Source organism: Gordonia rhizosphera NBRC 16068 (genome assembly GCF_000298195.1).
GTDB classification, from domain to species: domain Bacteria; phylum Actinomycetota; class Actinomycetes; order Mycobacteriales; family Mycobacteriaceae; genus Gordonia; species Gordonia rhizosphera.
Window position 1 is genome coordinate 21071 of sequence record NZ_BAHC01000104.1, and the last position, 16808, is coordinate 37878.

General features: G+C 67.8%; 13 protein-coding genes and 1 riboswitch. Of the genes, 8 read left to right on the plus strand and 5 right to left on the minus strand.

Going from position 1 to position 16808, the window contains the following annotated elements:
- The first annotated feature begins 73 nt into the window (after positions 1–73).
- The 8 genes from secA2 to gcvP all read left to right on the plus strand — a co-directional run bounded on the left by secA2 (position 74) and on the right by gcvP (position 9818).
- On the plus strand, positions 74–2470 hold the full coding sequence (gene secA2, locus GORHZ_RS12030) for an accessory Sec system translocase SecA2 (RefSeq protein ID WP_006333305.1): 2397 nt from the start codon (positions 74–76) through the stop codon (positions 2468–2470).
- Positions 2471–2481: 11 nt separating this feature from the next.
- On the plus strand, positions 2482–3111 hold the full coding sequence (locus tag GORHZ_RS12035) for a CDP-alcohol phosphatidyltransferase family protein (protein ID WP_085948704.1): 630 nt from the start codon (positions 2482–2484) through the stop codon (positions 3109–3111).
- 125 nt (positions 3112–3236) lie between these two features.
- Entirely contained in the window at positions 3237–3641 is a 405-nt protein-coding gene (gene gcvH, locus GORHZ_RS12040) for a glycine cleavage system protein GcvH (protein ID WP_006333307.1), read from the plus strand.
- A 231-nt stretch (positions 3642–3872) separates the two neighbouring features.
- The gene (garA, locus tag GORHZ_RS12045; RefSeq protein ID WP_006333308.1) at positions 3873–4328 is read left to right on the plus strand and encodes a glycogen accumulation regulator GarA; all 456 of its coding nucleotides are present in this window, start codon (positions 3873–3875) and stop codon (positions 4326–4328) included.
- Positions 4329–4372: 44 nt separating this feature from the next.
- Entirely contained in the window at positions 4373–5056 is a 684-nt protein-coding gene (ftsR, locus tag GORHZ_RS12050; RefSeq protein WP_006333309.1) for a transcriptional regulator FtsR, read from the plus strand.
- A gap of 148 nt (positions 5057–5204) precedes the next feature.
- The gene (locus GORHZ_RS12055; protein WP_006333310.1) at positions 5205–5711 is read left to right on the plus strand and encodes a bifunctional nuclease family protein; all 507 of its coding nucleotides are present in this window, start codon (positions 5205–5207) and stop codon (positions 5709–5711) included.
- A gap of 254 nt (positions 5712–5965) precedes the next feature.
- On the plus strand, positions 5966–6619 hold the full coding sequence (locus tag GORHZ_RS12060) for a MerR family transcriptional regulator (RefSeq protein WP_006333311.1): 654 nt from the start codon (positions 5966–5968) through the stop codon (positions 6617–6619).
- 41 nt (positions 6620–6660) lie between these two features.
- Positions 6661–6761: riboswitch (glycine riboswitch) on the plus strand.
- A gap of 162 nt (positions 6762–6923) precedes the next feature.
- Entirely contained in the window at positions 6924–9818 is a 2895-nt protein-coding gene (gene gcvP, locus GORHZ_RS12065; RefSeq protein WP_006333312.1) for an aminomethyl-transferring glycine dehydrogenase, read from the plus strand.
- A 13-nt stretch (positions 9819–9831) separates the two neighbouring features.
- Here the strand turns inward: gcvP and GORHZ_RS12070 are convergent, their stop codons facing one another.
- The 5 genes from GORHZ_RS12070 to GORHZ_RS12090 form a co-directional block, all read right to left on the minus strand.
- Positions 9832–11016: a type 2 periplasmic-binding domain-containing protein gene (locus GORHZ_RS12070; protein WP_006333313.1), complete on the minus strand. Its 1185-nt coding sequence runs from the start codon at positions 11014–11016 to the stop codon at positions 9832–9834.
- A gap of 62 nt (positions 11017–11078) precedes the next feature.
- Positions 11079–13259, minus strand: coding sequence for a malate synthase G (locus tag GORHZ_RS12075; RefSeq protein WP_006333314.1), 2181 nt, complete (start codon positions 13257–13259; stop codon positions 11079–11081).
- Between the two features lie 176 nt (positions 13260–13435).
- Positions 13436–14326, minus strand: coding sequence for a hypothetical protein (locus GORHZ_RS12080; protein WP_051998854.1), 891 nt, complete (start codon positions 14324–14326; stop codon positions 13436–13438).
- Between the two features lie 5 nt (positions 14327–14331).
- Positions 14332–15408, minus strand: a complete 1077-nt coding sequence (locus GORHZ_RS12085; RefSeq protein WP_006333316.1) for a hemolysin family protein — start codon at positions 15406–15408, stop codon at positions 14332–14334.
- Positions 15405–16808, minus strand: coding sequence for a hemolysin family protein (locus GORHZ_RS12090; RefSeq protein WP_006333317.1), 1404 nt, complete (start codon positions 16806–16808; stop codon positions 15405–15407). Before GORHZ_RS12090 ends, GORHZ_RS12085 begins: the two co-directional genes overlap by 4 nt.

The window sequence follows — 16808 nt, forward strand, 5'->3', positions numbered from 1 at the left end:
GCCGCCGGTGCTGCGAGAATGAGGCCGCGAGCCGTACCCATGCCGACAGGGCAGAGTCAGGAGAAGAGTTTCGGTGGGAAAGCTGACCAACAGCATGTGGCGACTTCTGGGTTCTCAGTCGTCACGCAACCAGTCGAAGTCCGTCGCGCTGATCGACGAGACGGACACCCACTCCGAGTGGGCTGCCGGACTCGACGACGACGCCTTCGCCGACGAGGCGCAGAAGCTCGACATCGCGGGCAAACGCGACGACCGTGCCCGCTTCCTGGCGCTGGCGCGCGAGGCCGCCGACCGCTCCATCGGCCTGCGTCCCTTCGGGGTCCAGCTGCAGGGTGCGCTGCGGCTGCTCGAGGGCGACATCGTCGAGATGGCGACCGGTGAGGGCAAGACGCTGGCGGGCGCGATCGCCGCGGTCGGTCACGTCCTCGAGGGTCACAAGGTGCACGTGATCTCGGTCAACGACTACCTCGCGGCCCGCGACGCCGAGTGGATGGGTCCGCTCTACACTTCGTTCGGTCTGACGGTGGGGTCGGTGAGTGAGAACTCCGACCGCGACGAACGCAGGGCCGCCTACGCCGCGGACGTCACCTACGCCTCGGTCAACGAGATCGGTTTCGACGTCCTGCGCGATCAGCTCGCCCTGTCCGCCGACGACCTGGTGTCGCCGAAGCCCGACGTCGCGATCATCGACGAGGCGGACTCGGTGCTGGTGGACGAGGCGCTGGTGCCGTTGGTGCTGGCCGGTACCGCCGACGCCGTGGTCCCCGATCAGGCCATCCACGAAGTGGTGGCGCGGATGAAGAACAAACACTTCGAGATCGATACCGACGGTCGTAACGTCACCCTCACCGACGAGGGTGCGGCGTTCGTCGAGGCGGAACTCGGCGGGATCAACCTCTACGACGAGGAGCACGTCGGTACCACCCTCGTGCACGTCAACGTCGCCATGCACGCGCAGTATCTGCTCGAACGCGACATCCACTACATCGTCCGCGACGGCGGCGTGCACCTGATCAACGCCTCGCGTGGACGCGTCGCCCAGCTACAGCGGTGGCCGGACGGTGTGCAGGCCGCGGTGGAGATCAAAGAGGGTCTCGCCCAGTCGGATTCGGGTGAGGTGATCGACACGATCACGGTGCAGGCGCTGATCGGCCGCTATCCGAAGGTCTGCGGGATGACCGGTACCGCGCTGGCTGCCGGCGAGCAGTTCCGCCAGTTCTACGAGCTCTATGTCTCGCAGATCCCACCGAACTCGCCCAACATCCGGGTCGACGAGCCAGACCGCGTGTTCGACACCAAGGCCAACAAGGTCGAGGCCATCGTCTCCTACGTCCAGGAGGTGCACGAGACCGGACAGCCGATCCTGATCGGCACCCACGACGTCGCCGAATCCGAGGAACTCGCGTACTTCCTCGACAAGGCCGGTGTCGCGTCGGTGGTGCTCAACGCCAAGAACGACGCCCAGGAGGCGAAGATCATCGCCGAGGCCGGCAAGCTCGATGCGGTCACGGTGTCCACCCAGATGGCCGGCCGCGGCACCGACATCCGGCTCGGCGGCTCGTCCGACGACGAGGCCGCCCGCGAGGAGATCGTCGAGCTCGGCGGTCTGTGCGTCGTCGGCACCGGTCGCCATGACACCGAACGCCTCGACAACCAGCTGCGGGGGCGTGCGGGTCGTCAGGGTGATCCGGGACGGTCGGTGTTCTTCTCCAGCCTCGAGGATCCGGTGGTGACGAAGAATCTCGCGTTCAAGCGTGATCCGGTGTCGCAGGCCGAGGACGGCTCGATGGGCGCCAAGGGCATCGACCTCATCGAGCAGGCCCAACGCATCGCCGAAGGCGTGATGCTGGAATTGCACGCCAATACCTGGCGGTACAACAAGCTCGTCAACCAGCAGCGCGACATCGTCGTGAAGCGACGCATGGAAATCCTCACCACCGACATCGCCATCGAGGACCTCGCGGACAGGGAACCGGAGCGTTACGCCGAGCTGACCGGCACGGCCACGCCGACCGAGGCAGAGAACGTCGAGCCCGCCACCACCGACGACGACGTATCGACCACCACCGTCGCCACCGAGCCGACGCCACCGGTCGAACCCGTGGACAAGGACGTCCTCGCCCAGGCGGCCCGCGAGATCATGTTGTTCCACCTCGACCGGGCATGGGCGGATCACCTGGCGTTCGTCTCCGACGTGAAGGCCAGCATCCACCTGCGGTCGCTGGGCCGCCAGAGCCCCCTCGACGAGTTCCACAAGCTGATCCTCGACGAGTTCGCGAAACTCCCGGTTGAGGCAGTCGAGAACGCGCGCACCACATTTCGTGAGATCCCGATCACCAACGACGGTGTCGACCTCGGCGCCAAGGATCTGCACCGGTCGACGATGACGTGGACATACATGGTTCACGACAACCTGTTCTCGTCGGGCGGGGCGAAGACCCTGCAGGGCATCATCGGCATCTTCGGGTGACCCCCGGGGACATGGTGCGCGAACCCGGTGCGTCCGACGACGTCACCGCACCGCCGCCACCGACGCGGTCCGACGACCGGGTGCTGACGCTGCCGAACGCGCTGAGTGTGCTGAGGCTGGCGTTGATCCCGGTGTTCGTGTGGCTGCTGTTGGTGGTCGAGGCCGACGGATGGGCGTTCGCCGTGCTGATGTTCTCCGGCTTCTCGGACTGGGCCGACGGCAAGATCGCCCGCTGGCTCGATCAGTCGTCGCGGATCGGGGCGCTGCTCGACCCGGCCGCCGACCGTCTCTACATCGTCATCATCCCGATCGCATTCGGGATCCGGGATTTCCTGCCATGGTGGCTGATCGCCGTCGTCATCGGCCGGGACCTCGCCCTGTTCGCCATGGGACCGCTGCTCCGATCCCGGGGGCTGATGGCGCTGCCGACGCTGTACATCGGGAAGGCGGCGACCTTCGCCCTGATGAGCGCCTTCCCGTGGCTGCTTGCCGGGCAATTGGATTCGGTCGTCGGGACGATCTGCTATCCGATCGGGTGGGCGTTCATGATCTGGGGCGTCGCCCTCTACCTGTGGTCGTTTGTGCTCTACGCGTATCAGACGCTGCTGGTGCTGCGGCGGATGCCGCGGGTCGCCGCGTGACGCATATCCGAGTGCCGTGCGCGCGACGGCGTCCGATGTTGTTCAATCGGACAGCGAGGAATCGCCACGAGACCGTGCGGATGGGCGACCGGCGAGTCGTCTCCGCTGTGAGAAAGGTGTCAACAGTGACCGAGACCAATGTGCCGTCGGCTCTGCGGTATACGGCTGAGCACGAATGGGTCGAACAGACCGGCCCGACGACGGTGCGGATCGGCATCACCGATTTCGCCCAGGATGCGCTCGGTGACGTGGTGTTCGTCCAACTTCCGGCGACCGACGATCAGGTCGAAAAGGGCGAGTCGTTCGCCGAGGTCGAATCGACCAAGAGTGTCTCGGACATCTACGGTCCATTGGACGGTACGGTGTCTGGGGTCAACGATGCGCTCGAATCGTCGCCGGAAACGGTGAACTCCGATCCATACGGTGCGGGATGGCTGGTCGAGATCACCGTGGCCGACGAGGCGACGCTCGGTACAGCGCTCGCGGAGATGCTGGATGCCGACGGCTATCGTGCGGTGATCGAGGGCTGATCGACCGACCGGCGAGTAACAAGCCGACAACGCAGGACCTAACAGGCCGGTCGACCCCCGTACGGCGACTATGATCGTCGGTGTCCTGATCGAACGCTACGACCCGAGCGGCGGGGGCGACACGGTACGGTTACTCACAGCAGGATGCGCTCGCATGGATGCCGTGGGTAAGCGGGCCGCCGGAGGCAGCAACGCCGGAACCGGCGGGGGACCGAGACAGACGAAGGAGCAGTGGTGAGCGAAAACGACAAGGATCTCGAGGCGCCGGTGGAGACCACATCGGTGTTCCGCGAAGAGTTCATCAGCGAGCTCGACGCGGGAGCAACCGCCACGAGTGAACCCGCCGACACCGGGGTGGAGAGGCTCTCGCCCGGCACGGCGTTGCTTGTCGTCAAGCGCGGCCCCAACGCGGGTTCGCGATTCCTGCTCGACCAGCCGACCACCTCGGCCGGTCGGCACCCCGACAGCGACATATTCCTCGACGACGTGACCGTCAGTCGTCGCCATGCGGAGTTCCGCCTCGACGAGAGCGATTTCCAGGTCGTCGACGTGGGCAGCCTCAACGGCACCTACGTCAACCGGGAACCGGTCGACAGCGCCACGCTGAGCAACGGTGACGAGGTTCAGATCGGCAAGTTCCGCCTGGTGTTCCTCAGCGGTCCTCGCGACGGCCGAGCCGGCGCCTGACCTCGGTGTCGGCATCATCGGCGGGCCGGCGCGCAGAGGGCTCGATGTCGATCGGGGCGGTCCTCGCGCTGCTGCGCGAGGACTTCCCGGATGTGACGATCTCGAAGATCCGGTTCCTGGAGTCGGAGGGGTTGATCACACCCGAGCGGGCCCCGTCGGGGTACCGGCGGTTCAGCGTCGCCGACTGCGAACGCCTCAGGTTCGTGCTGACCGCGCAACGTGACCGTTACCTGCCGTTGAAGGTGATCAAGGAGCAACTCGACGCGATCGACGGCGGTGACGGTGGCACCGGCGGCAGCACCCGTCTGCTCTCCTCGGCCCGCAGCGCGGTCGCTCCGGCGACCGATTTCGGGCAGCGGGGCGGTCGGGTGTCGCGCGAGTCGCTCATCGAGCGAACCGGCGTCGACTCGGCGTTCGTCACCGAGCTGCAGCGCAACGGGCTGTTGTCGCCGGGCCCGGCCGGATTCTTCGACGAGGACGCGGTGCGTCTGGTCGAGGCGGCGGCGGCGCTGGCCAACTACGGCCTCGAGACGCGTCACCTGAGGGCGTTCAAGGTCTCGGCCGACCGCGAGGCCGGTCTGGTCGCCCAGATCGCGAGCCCGATCGCCAAGGGCAAGGGCACCGGAGCGCGTGACCGCGCCGAGGAACTCGTCCGGGAGATCGCCGCGCTGTCGGTGACCCTGCACACTCAGCTCGTCAAGGCCGCGGTGCGCGGCGTCCTCGACTGATTCACGCTCGACAGTTTGCCGCTCAGCGCCCGCCGCGAAGTCGCGACGCGGTGTAGCGTCGTGGGCAGCGACAATGCGGCCGAGGCGAGCCGGTCGACTGCCCGGTCGAGATGTCACAGTCCGGCGATCACGAGGAGGCGGATACCAGATGGGCGAGATGCGAGTCGTGGGTATTCGGGTGGAACCGCCACAGAGTCAGCCTGTTTTGTTGCTGCGCGAGGTCGAGGGTGAACGCTATCTGCCGATCTGGATCGGCCAGAGCGAGGCGGCGTCGATCGCCTTGCAGCAGAAGGGCATCGAGCCTCCGCGTCCGCTCACTCACGATCTGATCGTGATCCTGATCAACGAGTTCGGGAAGTCCCTGCAGGAGGTCCGGATCGTCGACATGCAGGAGGGCACCTTCTATGCGGAGATGGTCTTCGCCGACGACCACCGGGTGTCGGCGCGGCCGTCGGACTCGATCGCGGTGGCGATGCGCCTCGGGGTGCCCATCATCGCCGACGAGGAGGTACTTGCCGAGGCGGGGCTGTTGATCCCCGACGAAGAAGGTTCCGAGGGTGAGCCGGCCGACGCCAAAGAGGACGAGGTCGAGAAGTTCAAGGAGTTCCTCGACAACGTGTCCCCGGACGACTTCAAGGCCAGCGGCGGGGCCTGATCGAGGCGCGGTTGGTCACGGAATGGGCACCGCCAGGTCACCATTCACTAGAGCTCAAGTTGAGGTTGAGGCTTATCCGCGCGTCGCGTTGATTTGACCGTCTCGCGGCACCTACCGTTCAACGCGTCGCCCGATTTCGGCGGTGACGAAGGATGATCGGTCTTGAGGCGCGTACTGTTGAGGCAGTCTTGGAGGCGAACTTCTCCAGGTGGTCCGTCTGTCGAGCCGATCCAGGTGTTGCGAGGGAGTCTGCAGTGGGCGATCAGCCGTTCGACGACGATGTGCCGTCAACCACACAAACCGCGTCCGGCGGTTCCGGTGACCCCACCTCGACGACCCGGCCGACCCCGACTCAGGGCACCCTCGACGACATCGCGCCCGGCCTGTTTCCCAACGACACGGTTCCCGACGAACTCGTCGGCTACCGCGTCCCCAGCGCCTGCCAGATCGCCGGTATCACCTATCGTCAGCTCGACTACTGGGCGCGCACGTCGCTGGTCGTGCCCTCGATCCGCGGTGCCGCCGGTTCGGGCAGCCAGCGGCTCTACTCGTTCAAGGACATCCTGGTCCTCAAGATCGTCAAGCGTCTGCTCGACACCGGTATCTCACTGCAGAACATCCGCGTCGCGGTCGACCACCTGCGGCAGCGCGGTGTCGAGGATCTGGCGCGGATCACTCTTTTCTCTGATGGCACGACCGTCTACGAGTGCACCTCCGCCGAGGAGGTCGTCGACCTGCTGCAGGGCGGGCAGGGGGTGTTCGGCATCGCCGTCAGCGGTGCCATGCGCGAACTGACCGGCACCATCGCGGACTTCCCCGGCGAGCGGGCCGACGGTGGTGTCACCGAGACCGCACCCGAGGACGAACTCGCCGCGCGCCGCAAGAACCGGGCACGCCGCACCGGCTGACCTGCGGTACGGTCACTGCGACCCGTATACTGGGCGCACGTCGCTGCGTCACGGGAGAGAGCCGCCGATCGGATTGGGGTGGCCGCCGAAGGAGCAACACCTCCTCGTCAAACTCTCAGGCACCCAGGACCGTGATGTTGACGGCGTCTCTGGAAAGTGACCCGGGGTGACCCGGGTCCGCCCACGGTGAAAGGCCGGACCGGTATTGCCGGGCCGGCCGAATCTCTCAGGCGTCACCCATCCGCATGCGGGCCGGGGGACAGGACAGAGGGGGAGGGCCCTGACCGCCGAGAGGTTGCCCGTCATGCCACCCGTTCCCGAGTCCGTCCGCTCCGCCTTCGTCGATCGTCACGTCGGTCCCGATGCGGGTGAGACCGCGCGCATCCTCAGCGAGATCGACGTCGACTCGCTCGACGCCCTCGCCCGACGGGTCGTCCCGGCGGTGATCGCCGACGACTCCGACGACAACGGCCTGCAGGCGCTGCCCGACGCGATCGACGAGCCGACCGCACGCCGGCGCCTCGCCGATCTCGCGGCACGAAATGTGGTGGCACGCTCGATGATCGGGCTCGGTTACTACGACACTGTGACCCCGCCGGTGATCCTGCGCAACGTCGTGGAGAACCCGGCCTGGTACACCGCCTACACGCCGTATCAGCCCGAGATCAGCCAGGGACGTCTCGAGGCGCTGCTGAACTTCCAGACCATGGTCGCCGATCTCACCGCGATGCAGGTCGCGAACGCCTCGATGCTCGACGAGGCGACCGCCGCGGCCGAAGCGATGACGCTGATGCGCCGCGCCGGCCGGTCGAAATCGCACCGGCTCGTCGTGGATGCCGATCTGTTCCCGCAGACCCGGGCGGTGCTCGAGACCCGGGCCGAGCCGCTCGGCATCGAGTTGGTCGAGGCCTCTCTGCACCCCGACCGTCCCGATCGCGGACTGCCCGAGGGCGACTTCTTCGGCGTGGTGATGCAGGTGCCGGGTGCCTCGGGACGCATCGTCGACGCCGCGCCGATCATCGCCGCGGCCCACGACCGCGGCGCGCTCGTAGCGGTGGGGGCGGACCTGTTGGCACTGACGCTCATCACCCCGCCCGGCGAGCAAGGTGCCGACGTCTGTTTCGGCACGACCCAGCGGTTCGGTGTGCCGATGGGCTTCGGCGGCCCACACGCCGGATACCTCGCCGTGCACACCGCCCACGCGCGTCAGCTCCCCGGGCGCCTCGTCGGTGTGTCCAAGGACGCCGACGACAACCTCGCCTACCGGCTCGCTCTGCAGACCCGCGAACAGCACATTCGTCGCGAGAAGGCCACCAGCAACATCTGTACTGCTCAGGTCCTGCTCGCGGTCGTGGCGGCCATGTACGCGTCCTATCACGGTGCCGACGGGCTGCGGGCGATCGCGCGACGCGCCCACGCGTCCGCCGCGTTCCTCGCCGACAGTCTCACCGCGGCCGGATTCTCCGTCGACCACTCCACGTTCTTTGACACCATCACGGTGCGGACCCCGGGACGGGCGGACGCGGTGATCGGCCAGGCCAAACGCGATGGCGCGGTCAACCTGCGCCGGGTGGACCCCGACCGGGTCGGCATTGCGTGCGACGAGACGACGTCGGCCGACGACCTGGCCGCGGTGTTGCGCGCGTTCAGCGCCCAGGGGGTCAAGCCTCGGTCGTTCGCCCAGCCGATCGAGACCCGCACCACCGAGTACCTGACGCACCCGGCGTTCAACCGCTACCGCACCGAGACCGCGATGCTGCGGTACCTACGTCAGCTCTCCGACAAGGACATCGCGCTCGATCGCAGCATGATCCCGCTCGGTTCGTGCACGATGAAGCTCAACGCGACCACCGAGATGGAGGCCATCACCTGGCCGGGGTTCGCCGACCTGCACCCGTTCGCGCCGGCCGCCGACACGGCCGGTATCCGTGAACTGATTGCCACGCTGGAGGACTGGCTGGTCGCGATCACCGGGTATGACCGGGTGAGCTTGCAGCCCAACGCCGGGTCACAGGGGGAGTACGCGGGGTTGCTGGCCATCCGGCGGTATCACCGCAGCCGCGGCGAGGAGGACCGCGACATCTGCCTGATCCCCTCGAGTGCGCACGGCACCAACGCGGCGTCCGCGGTGATGGCCGGGATGCGCGTCGTCGTCGTCGGATGCCGGGAGAACGGCGACGTCGACGTCGATGACCTGCGCGCGAAGATCGACAAGCACCGCGACGCGCTCGCCGCGATCATGATCACCTACCCGTCGACACACGGCGTGTTCGAACACGACATCGCCGAGATCTGCGCCGCCGTGCACGACGCCGGCGGGCAGGTCTACGTCGACGGTGCCAACCTCAACGCGCTCGTCGGTGTCGCCCGGCCGGGCCGGTTCGGTGGTGACGTCAGCCATCTGAACCTGCACAAGACCTTCTGCATCCCGCACGGCGGTGGCGGTCCGGGTGTGGGTCCGGTCGCGGTGCGGTCGCATCTCGCCGGGTTCCTGCCGGGTCATCCCTTCGCCGACGAACTCCCGGATACCGGTGCGGTATCCGCGGCGCCGTACGGGTCCGCGTCGATCCTGCCCATCACCTACGCCTACATCGCGATGATGGGGGCCGATGGGTTGCGGCGCGCGACGCTGACCGCGATCGCATCGGCGAACTACATCGCCCGCCGCCTCGCCGACCATTTCCCGGTCCTCTACACCGACGGCACCTCCGAGTCGACGCACGGCGTCGGCGGGTTCGTCGCCCATGAAGCCATCCTCGACCTCCGGCCGCTGACGAAGGCAACCGGGGTGACCGTCGACGATGTGGCAAAACGCCTGGCCGACTACGGTTTCCATGCTCCGACGATGAGCTTTCCGGTCGCCGGGACCCTGATGGTCGAACCCACCGAGAGCGAGAACCTCGATGAGCTCGACGCGTTCTGCGACGCGATGATCGCCATCCGGGCCGAGATCGACAAGGTCGCGGTCGGGGAGTGGCCGCTCGACGACAACCCGTTGCGTGGGGCCCCGCACACCGCCGAGGCGCTGGTCGGTGACTGGGACCATCCGTACTCCCGGGAGGTCGCCGTCTACCCCCAGGGGCTGCCGTCGGCCGGAGCGCGCGCCAAGGTGTGGCCGGCCGTCCGGCGCATCGACGGGGCGTTCGGTGACCGCAACCTGGTCTGCAGCTGCCCGCCGATCGACGCGTTCGCGGACTGACCTGGTGGTGTGTCTACGCCCATCCGTAGACGAGTCCGTTGATGGTCACCGCGGCGGCCGTCTCCGGATTCGGCATCGGGTTCGCGGTCACCGGGAAGGTGACCGTCGCGGTCGCCGGCGGCATCGGCGCGTCGCCGCGGAAACCGAGCGCGGTGAGTTTACCGAGCTCGTCGGGGGTGGCCACGAACCGGAAGAACTCGGCCACCGCGTCGGCCTGTTCGGTGGCGACCCGCGGTCCCGTCAACCGGATGATCGGGAAGTCGGCCATCGGGGTGGGACCACCCGGCACCACCTCGGCGAGGCGCGCCATCGTGTCCTCGCGGGTGAGCTGGTAGAGCTGCTGTTCGGTGATCGACACGGCATGGATCGCAGACGTCGCGGGGTTCTGCGCGTCGGCCATTTCCCGGGCCGCACCGACAGGCGTCCCGTCGGGTGAGCGAGGCGCGCCGTCGAGCATCGCCTCGACACTCGACGAGACGCGGTCCGAGCGTGCGTCCTGCTCGGTCAACGGGCCGGTTGTCCGGGTCACCTGCATCGCGACCGCCTGGGCGGCGAGCGCCGTCGCATCGGATTGTGCGCCCGTCGGCATCGCCAACCGGATCGATCCCCAGCTGCCCAGGCCGAACGCGCCCAGGCTCGCGTTGCGCTGCTGCAGGGTGGGTAGTTGCTGCCAGTCGAGGTCGTCGCCGAAGGCCGTCGCGAGGCGCGGCGCGACGGCGAGGACGACCGGTGAGGAGACCAGCGAGTCGGGGTCGCCGTCGACCAGGTCGGGTTGGGCCGCGGTCAGCTCGGCGGCCCAGATCGACGACTGCGGGACCCAGGCGGCCGGGTAGGCGCCGAGGGATTCGGCGTCCCAGTTCCCGGTGAGCCCGTCGAGGGTGATCTTCGCGTCACCCGGCCGCACGGCGATGGTCACGCAGTGATCGCGGACCACCGGGTTGGTCTTCGCGAAATCTTGCGCGATCTCATCGAGGGCGCCGGCCACGTCGGGGTCGGCGACGACGGGGACGGTGGTCTTGCCCTCCACACAGGTCGCGGCGGCCTGGTCGCCCTGCCGGTCGACGCGGTCGCCGACCTGGATCCACAGCACGACCAGGGCTGCCGCGAGGACCACCGCCAGCAGGGTGCCGACCAGACCTCGACTGACTCCGCGACCACTCAGTCCCGAGCGGCCCGCGGCGCTCCGATGGTGTGCCAACCCCCTGCCTTCCCTTGTTCGGACCGACCTCTACCCGGCCAGGCCGCGGACAGGGCGGCCGGTCAGGCGTTGGCGGCCTTGAACTCGCGCCGCTTGCGATGCAGGATCGGCTCGGTGTAGCCGCTCGGCTGCGTCGTTCCTTCGAGGATAAGCGCCTTGGCGGCCTGGAACGCGATGTTCGTGTCGAAGTCGGGGGCCATCGGCAGGTAGGAGGGATCGTCGGCGTTCTGCCGGTCGACCACCGGTGCCATGCGCTCGAGAGCCGCGACGACGTCGTCGGCCGACACGATCCCGTGCCGGAGCCAGTTCGCGAGCAGCTGGCTGGAGATCCGCAGGGTGGCGCGGTCCTCCATCAGGGCGACATCGTGGATGTCGGGCACCTTGGAGCAGCCGACGCCCTGGCTGATCCAGCGCACCACATAGCCGAGGATCGACTGGCAGTTGTTGTCGAGTTCCTCGCGCTTCTCCTCGTCGGACCAGTCGGTCCTCGGGGCGAGCGGGATGGTCAGGATGTCGTCGACCGACGCCGGATCGCGCTTGGCGATCTCGTCCTGCCGTTCGAACACGTCGACGAGGTGGTAGTGCATGGCGTGCAGGGTCGCTGCGGTCGGTGAGGGCACCCATGCGGTGGTGGCGCCGGCTTGTGGCTGGCCGATCTTCTGCTCCACCATGTCGTGCATGAGTTCGGTCATCGCCCACATGCCCTTGCCGATCTGCGCCTTGTGCTGCAGGCCGGCGTGCAGACCGGTGTCGACGTTGAAGTCCTCGTAGGCGAGGATCCACTTCTGCTTCTTCATCTCGCCCTTGCGGATCATCGGCCCGGCCTCCATGGAGGTGTGGATCTCGTCGCCGGTGCGGTCGAGGAAGCCGGTGTTGATGAACACGACCCTCTCCTGCGCGGCCTTGATGCAGGCCTTCAGGTTCACGGTGGTGCGGCGCTCCTCGTCCATGATGCCGACCTTGAGGGTGTTCTCCGGCAGCCCGAGGACCTCCTCGACACGGCCGAACAGCTCGACGGTGAACGCGACCTCGTCGGGGCCGTGCATCTTGGGCTTGACGATGTAGATCGACCCGGTCCGCGAGTTCTGCAGGCCGTCGGAGGCCGACAGTCCGTGGATTGCCGCGGCCGAGGTGACCAGCGCATCGAGAATGCCCTCGGGCACCTCGTTGCCGTCGGCGTCGAGAATCGACGGGTTGGTCATCAGGTGCCCGACGTTGCGCACGAACAGCAGCGAGCGGCCGTGCAGGTCGAACGCCGAACCGTCGGGTGCGGTGTAGTCGCGGTTCGGGTTCAGCGTCCGGGTGAACGTCTTGCCGCCCTTGGCGACCTCCTCGGCCAGATCGCCCTTGTTCAGGCCGAGCCAGTTGCGGTAGCCGAGCACCTTGTCGTCGGCGTCGACCGCGGCCACCGAGTCCTCGAAGTCCATGATCGTGGTGATCGCCGATTCCATCACGACATCCTTGATGCCGGCGGGATCGGTCGTGCCGATCGGCGAGTCCGGATCGATCTCGATGTCGATGTGCAGTCCGTTGTGGCGCAACAGCACCGACGACGGCGACGAGGCGTCACCGCGGTAGCCGACGAACGCCGACGGATCGGCGAGGGTCGCGGTCTTGCCGTCGGTGAGGGTGACCTGCAGGGCCGAGTCCACCACGGCGAAGGCGGTGACGTCGGTGTAGCTGCACTGCTCGAGCGGGACGGCCTTGTCCAGGAAATCCTTGGCGTAGGCGATGACCTTGTTACCGCGCACCTTGTTGTAGGCGCCGACCTTCTCCGCGCCGTCGGTCTCGGGGATGACGTCGGTGCCGTACAGCGCGTCATACAACGATCCCCATCGGGCGTTGGACGCGTTGAGCGCGAAGCGGGCGTTGAGGACGGGCACCACGAGCTGCGGGCCGGCGGTCTCGGAGATCTCGCGGTCGACGTTCGCGGTGCCGATCTGGAAGTCGGCGGGCGGCTCGACGAGATAACCGATCTCGCTCAGGAACGTCTTGTAGGCGGCGTGGTCGAAGTTCTCCGGCGACGTGGGATGGTCGCGGTGCCACTGGTCGACCTTGGCCTGGAGTTCCTCGCGGATCGCGAGCAGTTCACGGTTGCGGGGTGCGAGATCGGCGAACACCGACGCCGCTCCCGACCAGAAGGCGTCCTGATCTACGCCGGTACCGGGCAACGCCTCGTTGTTGATGAAGTCGTACAGGACGGAAGCGACCTGCAACCCGTTGACGGTGACCCGGTCTGACATGACAGCCTCTCTCACGGCGGCGATGGAACGACGTCAATGCTACTCGCCGGTAATCAGCGTTCCGGCAGGTATCCCCGGTCCGCCCGGCGTAGGGGCCCGAGAACCTCACAGCAGACAAGCGTCGATGCCAGTATGTCGATGACCACCCTGCCTCGTGAGGCTTTCGGGGCCGGTCGTCAGGGTTCGATGGACGCCAGCAGCTCGCTGCACCGTCGCGCCACGGTGTCCCGCAAGACCGCGCCCCGCTCGGCGATGGCCGCCTGTTCGCGCACGTACTCGGCCCGGCCGCTCGGGGTCTCGATCGGCACCGGCTCGTACCCGAGAGCACGCAGGTCATAGGGGCTGGCCCGCATGTCCAGCTCCCGGGCGCGCAACGCGAGTTCGAAGGCGGCCAGGGTGAGGTCCGAGGGGATCAGTGGGGCGAGCGAGAAGCATGCGCGGTAGAGGTCCATGGTGGCGTGCAGACACCCCGGCTGTTCGTCGTCGATCTGCCGGTCCCGGGTCAGCTCCACCTCGTTGTGCGGCCGCGCCGCGTCGGTGAAGAACCGGAACGCGTCGAAGTGGGTGCAGCGCAACCCCATCGCGTCGACCACCGCATCGGTCCCGGCCGCGCCGAGTCGAAGCGGGACGTTATGGCGCGTGTCGTCGGTCCGATAGACCATCGCCCATTCGTGCAGTCCGAAACATCCGAGTCGGGCCGGCCGTGACGCGGTGGCCTGCAGCAGCGCTTCGGTCGTGCGCAGCGCACCCGCCCGGGAGCGCAGATGGTCGGGGTCGACACTCACGCCACCGTCGACGCGGTGGTAGCCCCGCAGGTCGAGGTAGATCTCCGCGTCGGCGAGCACGATCCCGAACCCCGGATGCCACCGCAACACATGGGCGGGGCGCGAGGCGTAGTAGGTGAACAGGAAGTCGATCACCGGGTGTTTGACACCCCGCCGCCGCGCCCGCAGATACGGCCCGACGAGTTCGTCGACCCGCGCCCGATGACGCTCACGGAGTGTCCGCCAGTCCGAGGCCGCCAACACCGACCCGGACACCTGCTTCGCGGACACCTGGTTGGCCATCACCGTCACACTCGGTGCGTCTCGTCGCGGACGTTGCCGACGAACTCCTCGGCGAGGTCGGCGAGCGCCACCACCCCTACGGTGCGCCCGGTGTCGTCGACGACGGCCCCCAGATGCGCGCTCGTACGCCGCAGCACCCCGGTGGCCTCGTCGAGCGGGGTGGCCGACGCGATGACCGGGAGCGGACGGATCTTGTCGATGCCGATGATGGTGTCCGGCCCGATCCGTTCGTCGAGGATCTCGTCGAGCACGTCCTTGAGATGCAGATAGCCGGTGAACGTGCCGTCGGGGCCGCGAACCGGAAACCGGGAGAAGCCGGTGTCGCTCACCGCCCGCTCGACCGCACCGAGCGTCGGCCCGGTGCCGCCGGTGCCCGCATCCACCTCGACATCGACGCTGCGCATCCGCTCCAGCGGGATCATCACCTCGGTGACGACGCGGCTCACCGACCGCAGCGCGCGGGTGAGACGCTCGTGCTCCTCGGCGTCGAGGAGCCCTTCCTGCTTGGACTCGCTGATCATCTGTGCGAGTTCACCGGGAGAGACCGCCGAGGCCAGTTCGTCCTTGATCGGCACCCGCATGAGCCGCAACGCCCCGTTGGCCAGCCAGTTGTAGAACGCGATCAGCGGACGGGCGAGACGGATGAACCCGAGATGCGCGGGCACCAACAGCATCGCCGACGTCTCCGGCCCCGCCAGCGCGATGTTCTTCGGCACCATCTCACCGATGAGGATGTGCAGGACCGAGATCAATCCCAGGGCGATCGCGAAGGCGATCGGGTGCAACAGCCCCTCGGGCACGTGCAGCAGCTCCATCGGCGCCTCGATCAGGTGGGCCACCGCGGGCTCGCCGACCCGGCCGAGGAGGATGGAACAGATCGTGATGCCCAGCTGCGCACCGGCGAGCATCAGCGACAGACGTTCACCGGCCCGGATGACGGTGCGAGCCCGCTTCTTGCCGCTCTCCTCCAGAGTTTCGAGCCGGTCGCGGCGTGCCGAGATCAGCGAGAACTCGGCGCCGACGAAGAAGGCATTACCGGCCAACAATGCCACCGTGAGAACCACGGCCCAGACGTCGTTCACCGGGGGACACCCACCGCCGACGCCGGCCCGTCGTCGTGCACGGGGCGTAGCGACACCACATCGATGCGGCGCCCGTCCATCTGGGTGACCACGGCGCGCCAGGTCACCTCCGCGCCCACGGTCGGTTCCTCCGACTCGTCGTCGTCCTCGTCGTGGACCGACCGGTGCGGAAGCTCCACCGAATCGCCGACCTCCGCTATCCGTCCCAGACAGAACATGACGAGCCCGCCGAGGGTGTCGAAAGACCCCTCGGGGGCGCGGTAGCCGATCGCGTCGAACAGCTCGTCGGTGCGCAGCAGGCCCGAGCACAAGAAGCCGTCACCGTCGACGGCGACGTCGGCACGCTCCCGGTCGTGTTCGTCGGTGACGTCGCCGAGGATCTCCTCGATGAGGTCCTCGGTGGTGACGATGCCCGCGGCACCCCCGTATTCGTCGATGACGACACACAGCTCCATGCCATCGGCGCGGATCCGTGCCATCAGCGCATCCCCGTCGAGACTCGCCGGGACCCGGGGAACCGGACGCGCGATGGACTCCACCGTGGTGTCGGCGAGGCGTTCGGGGGCGACGGTGAACGCCTGCTTGATGTGGACCACCCCGACGAGGTCGTCGAGGTCGCCGTCGATGACGACCGGGAACCGGGAGTGCCCGGTGCGCGACGACGCCATCACGAGGTCGCGGATGTTGTCGTCGCGGTCGAGGGAATCGACGGTGACGCGCGGGGTCATGAGGTCTTCCGCGGTCAGTTCACCGAACTTCAGCGACCGGTCGACCAGCGCCGCCGTGTCCTCGTCGATCGAACCCTCGCGAGCGGAGTTGCGCACCAGCGAGACGAGTTCCTGGGGTGAGCGCGCCGAGCGCAGTTCCTCGGCGGGCTCGATACCCAGCCGGCGCACGATCCAGTTCGCCGATCCGTTCAGCCCGTTGATCGCCCATCGGAAGACGGCCGAGAACAGCGTGATCGGCCCGGACGTCGCCCGGGCCACCGCCAGTGGCTTGGCGATGGCGAGGTTCTTGGGGATCAGTTCGCCGAGGACCATCGACAGCGACGTGGCGATGATCAGCGCCAGCGCGAGCGAGACCCCCGACGCCGCCGATGAACTCAGCCCGAGATTCGTCAGCGGTTCGTGGAAGAGTCCCGACAGCACCGGCTCGGCGATGTAACCGGTGATCAGTGTCGTGATGGTGATGCCCAGCTGGGCGCCGGACAGCTGGAACGACAGCGTCTTGTGGGCCCGTTCGACCTGGCGCGCCCGACGGTCCCCGCGGGTGGCGACATCGTCGGCGATCGTCGAACGTTCGAGCGCGGTGAGGGAGAACTCGGCCGCGACGAACAGCGCGGTGCCCAGGGTGAGGGCGACGAAGCCGATGAGGCTCGCGACGAGGAGGAGGGTCTCCAC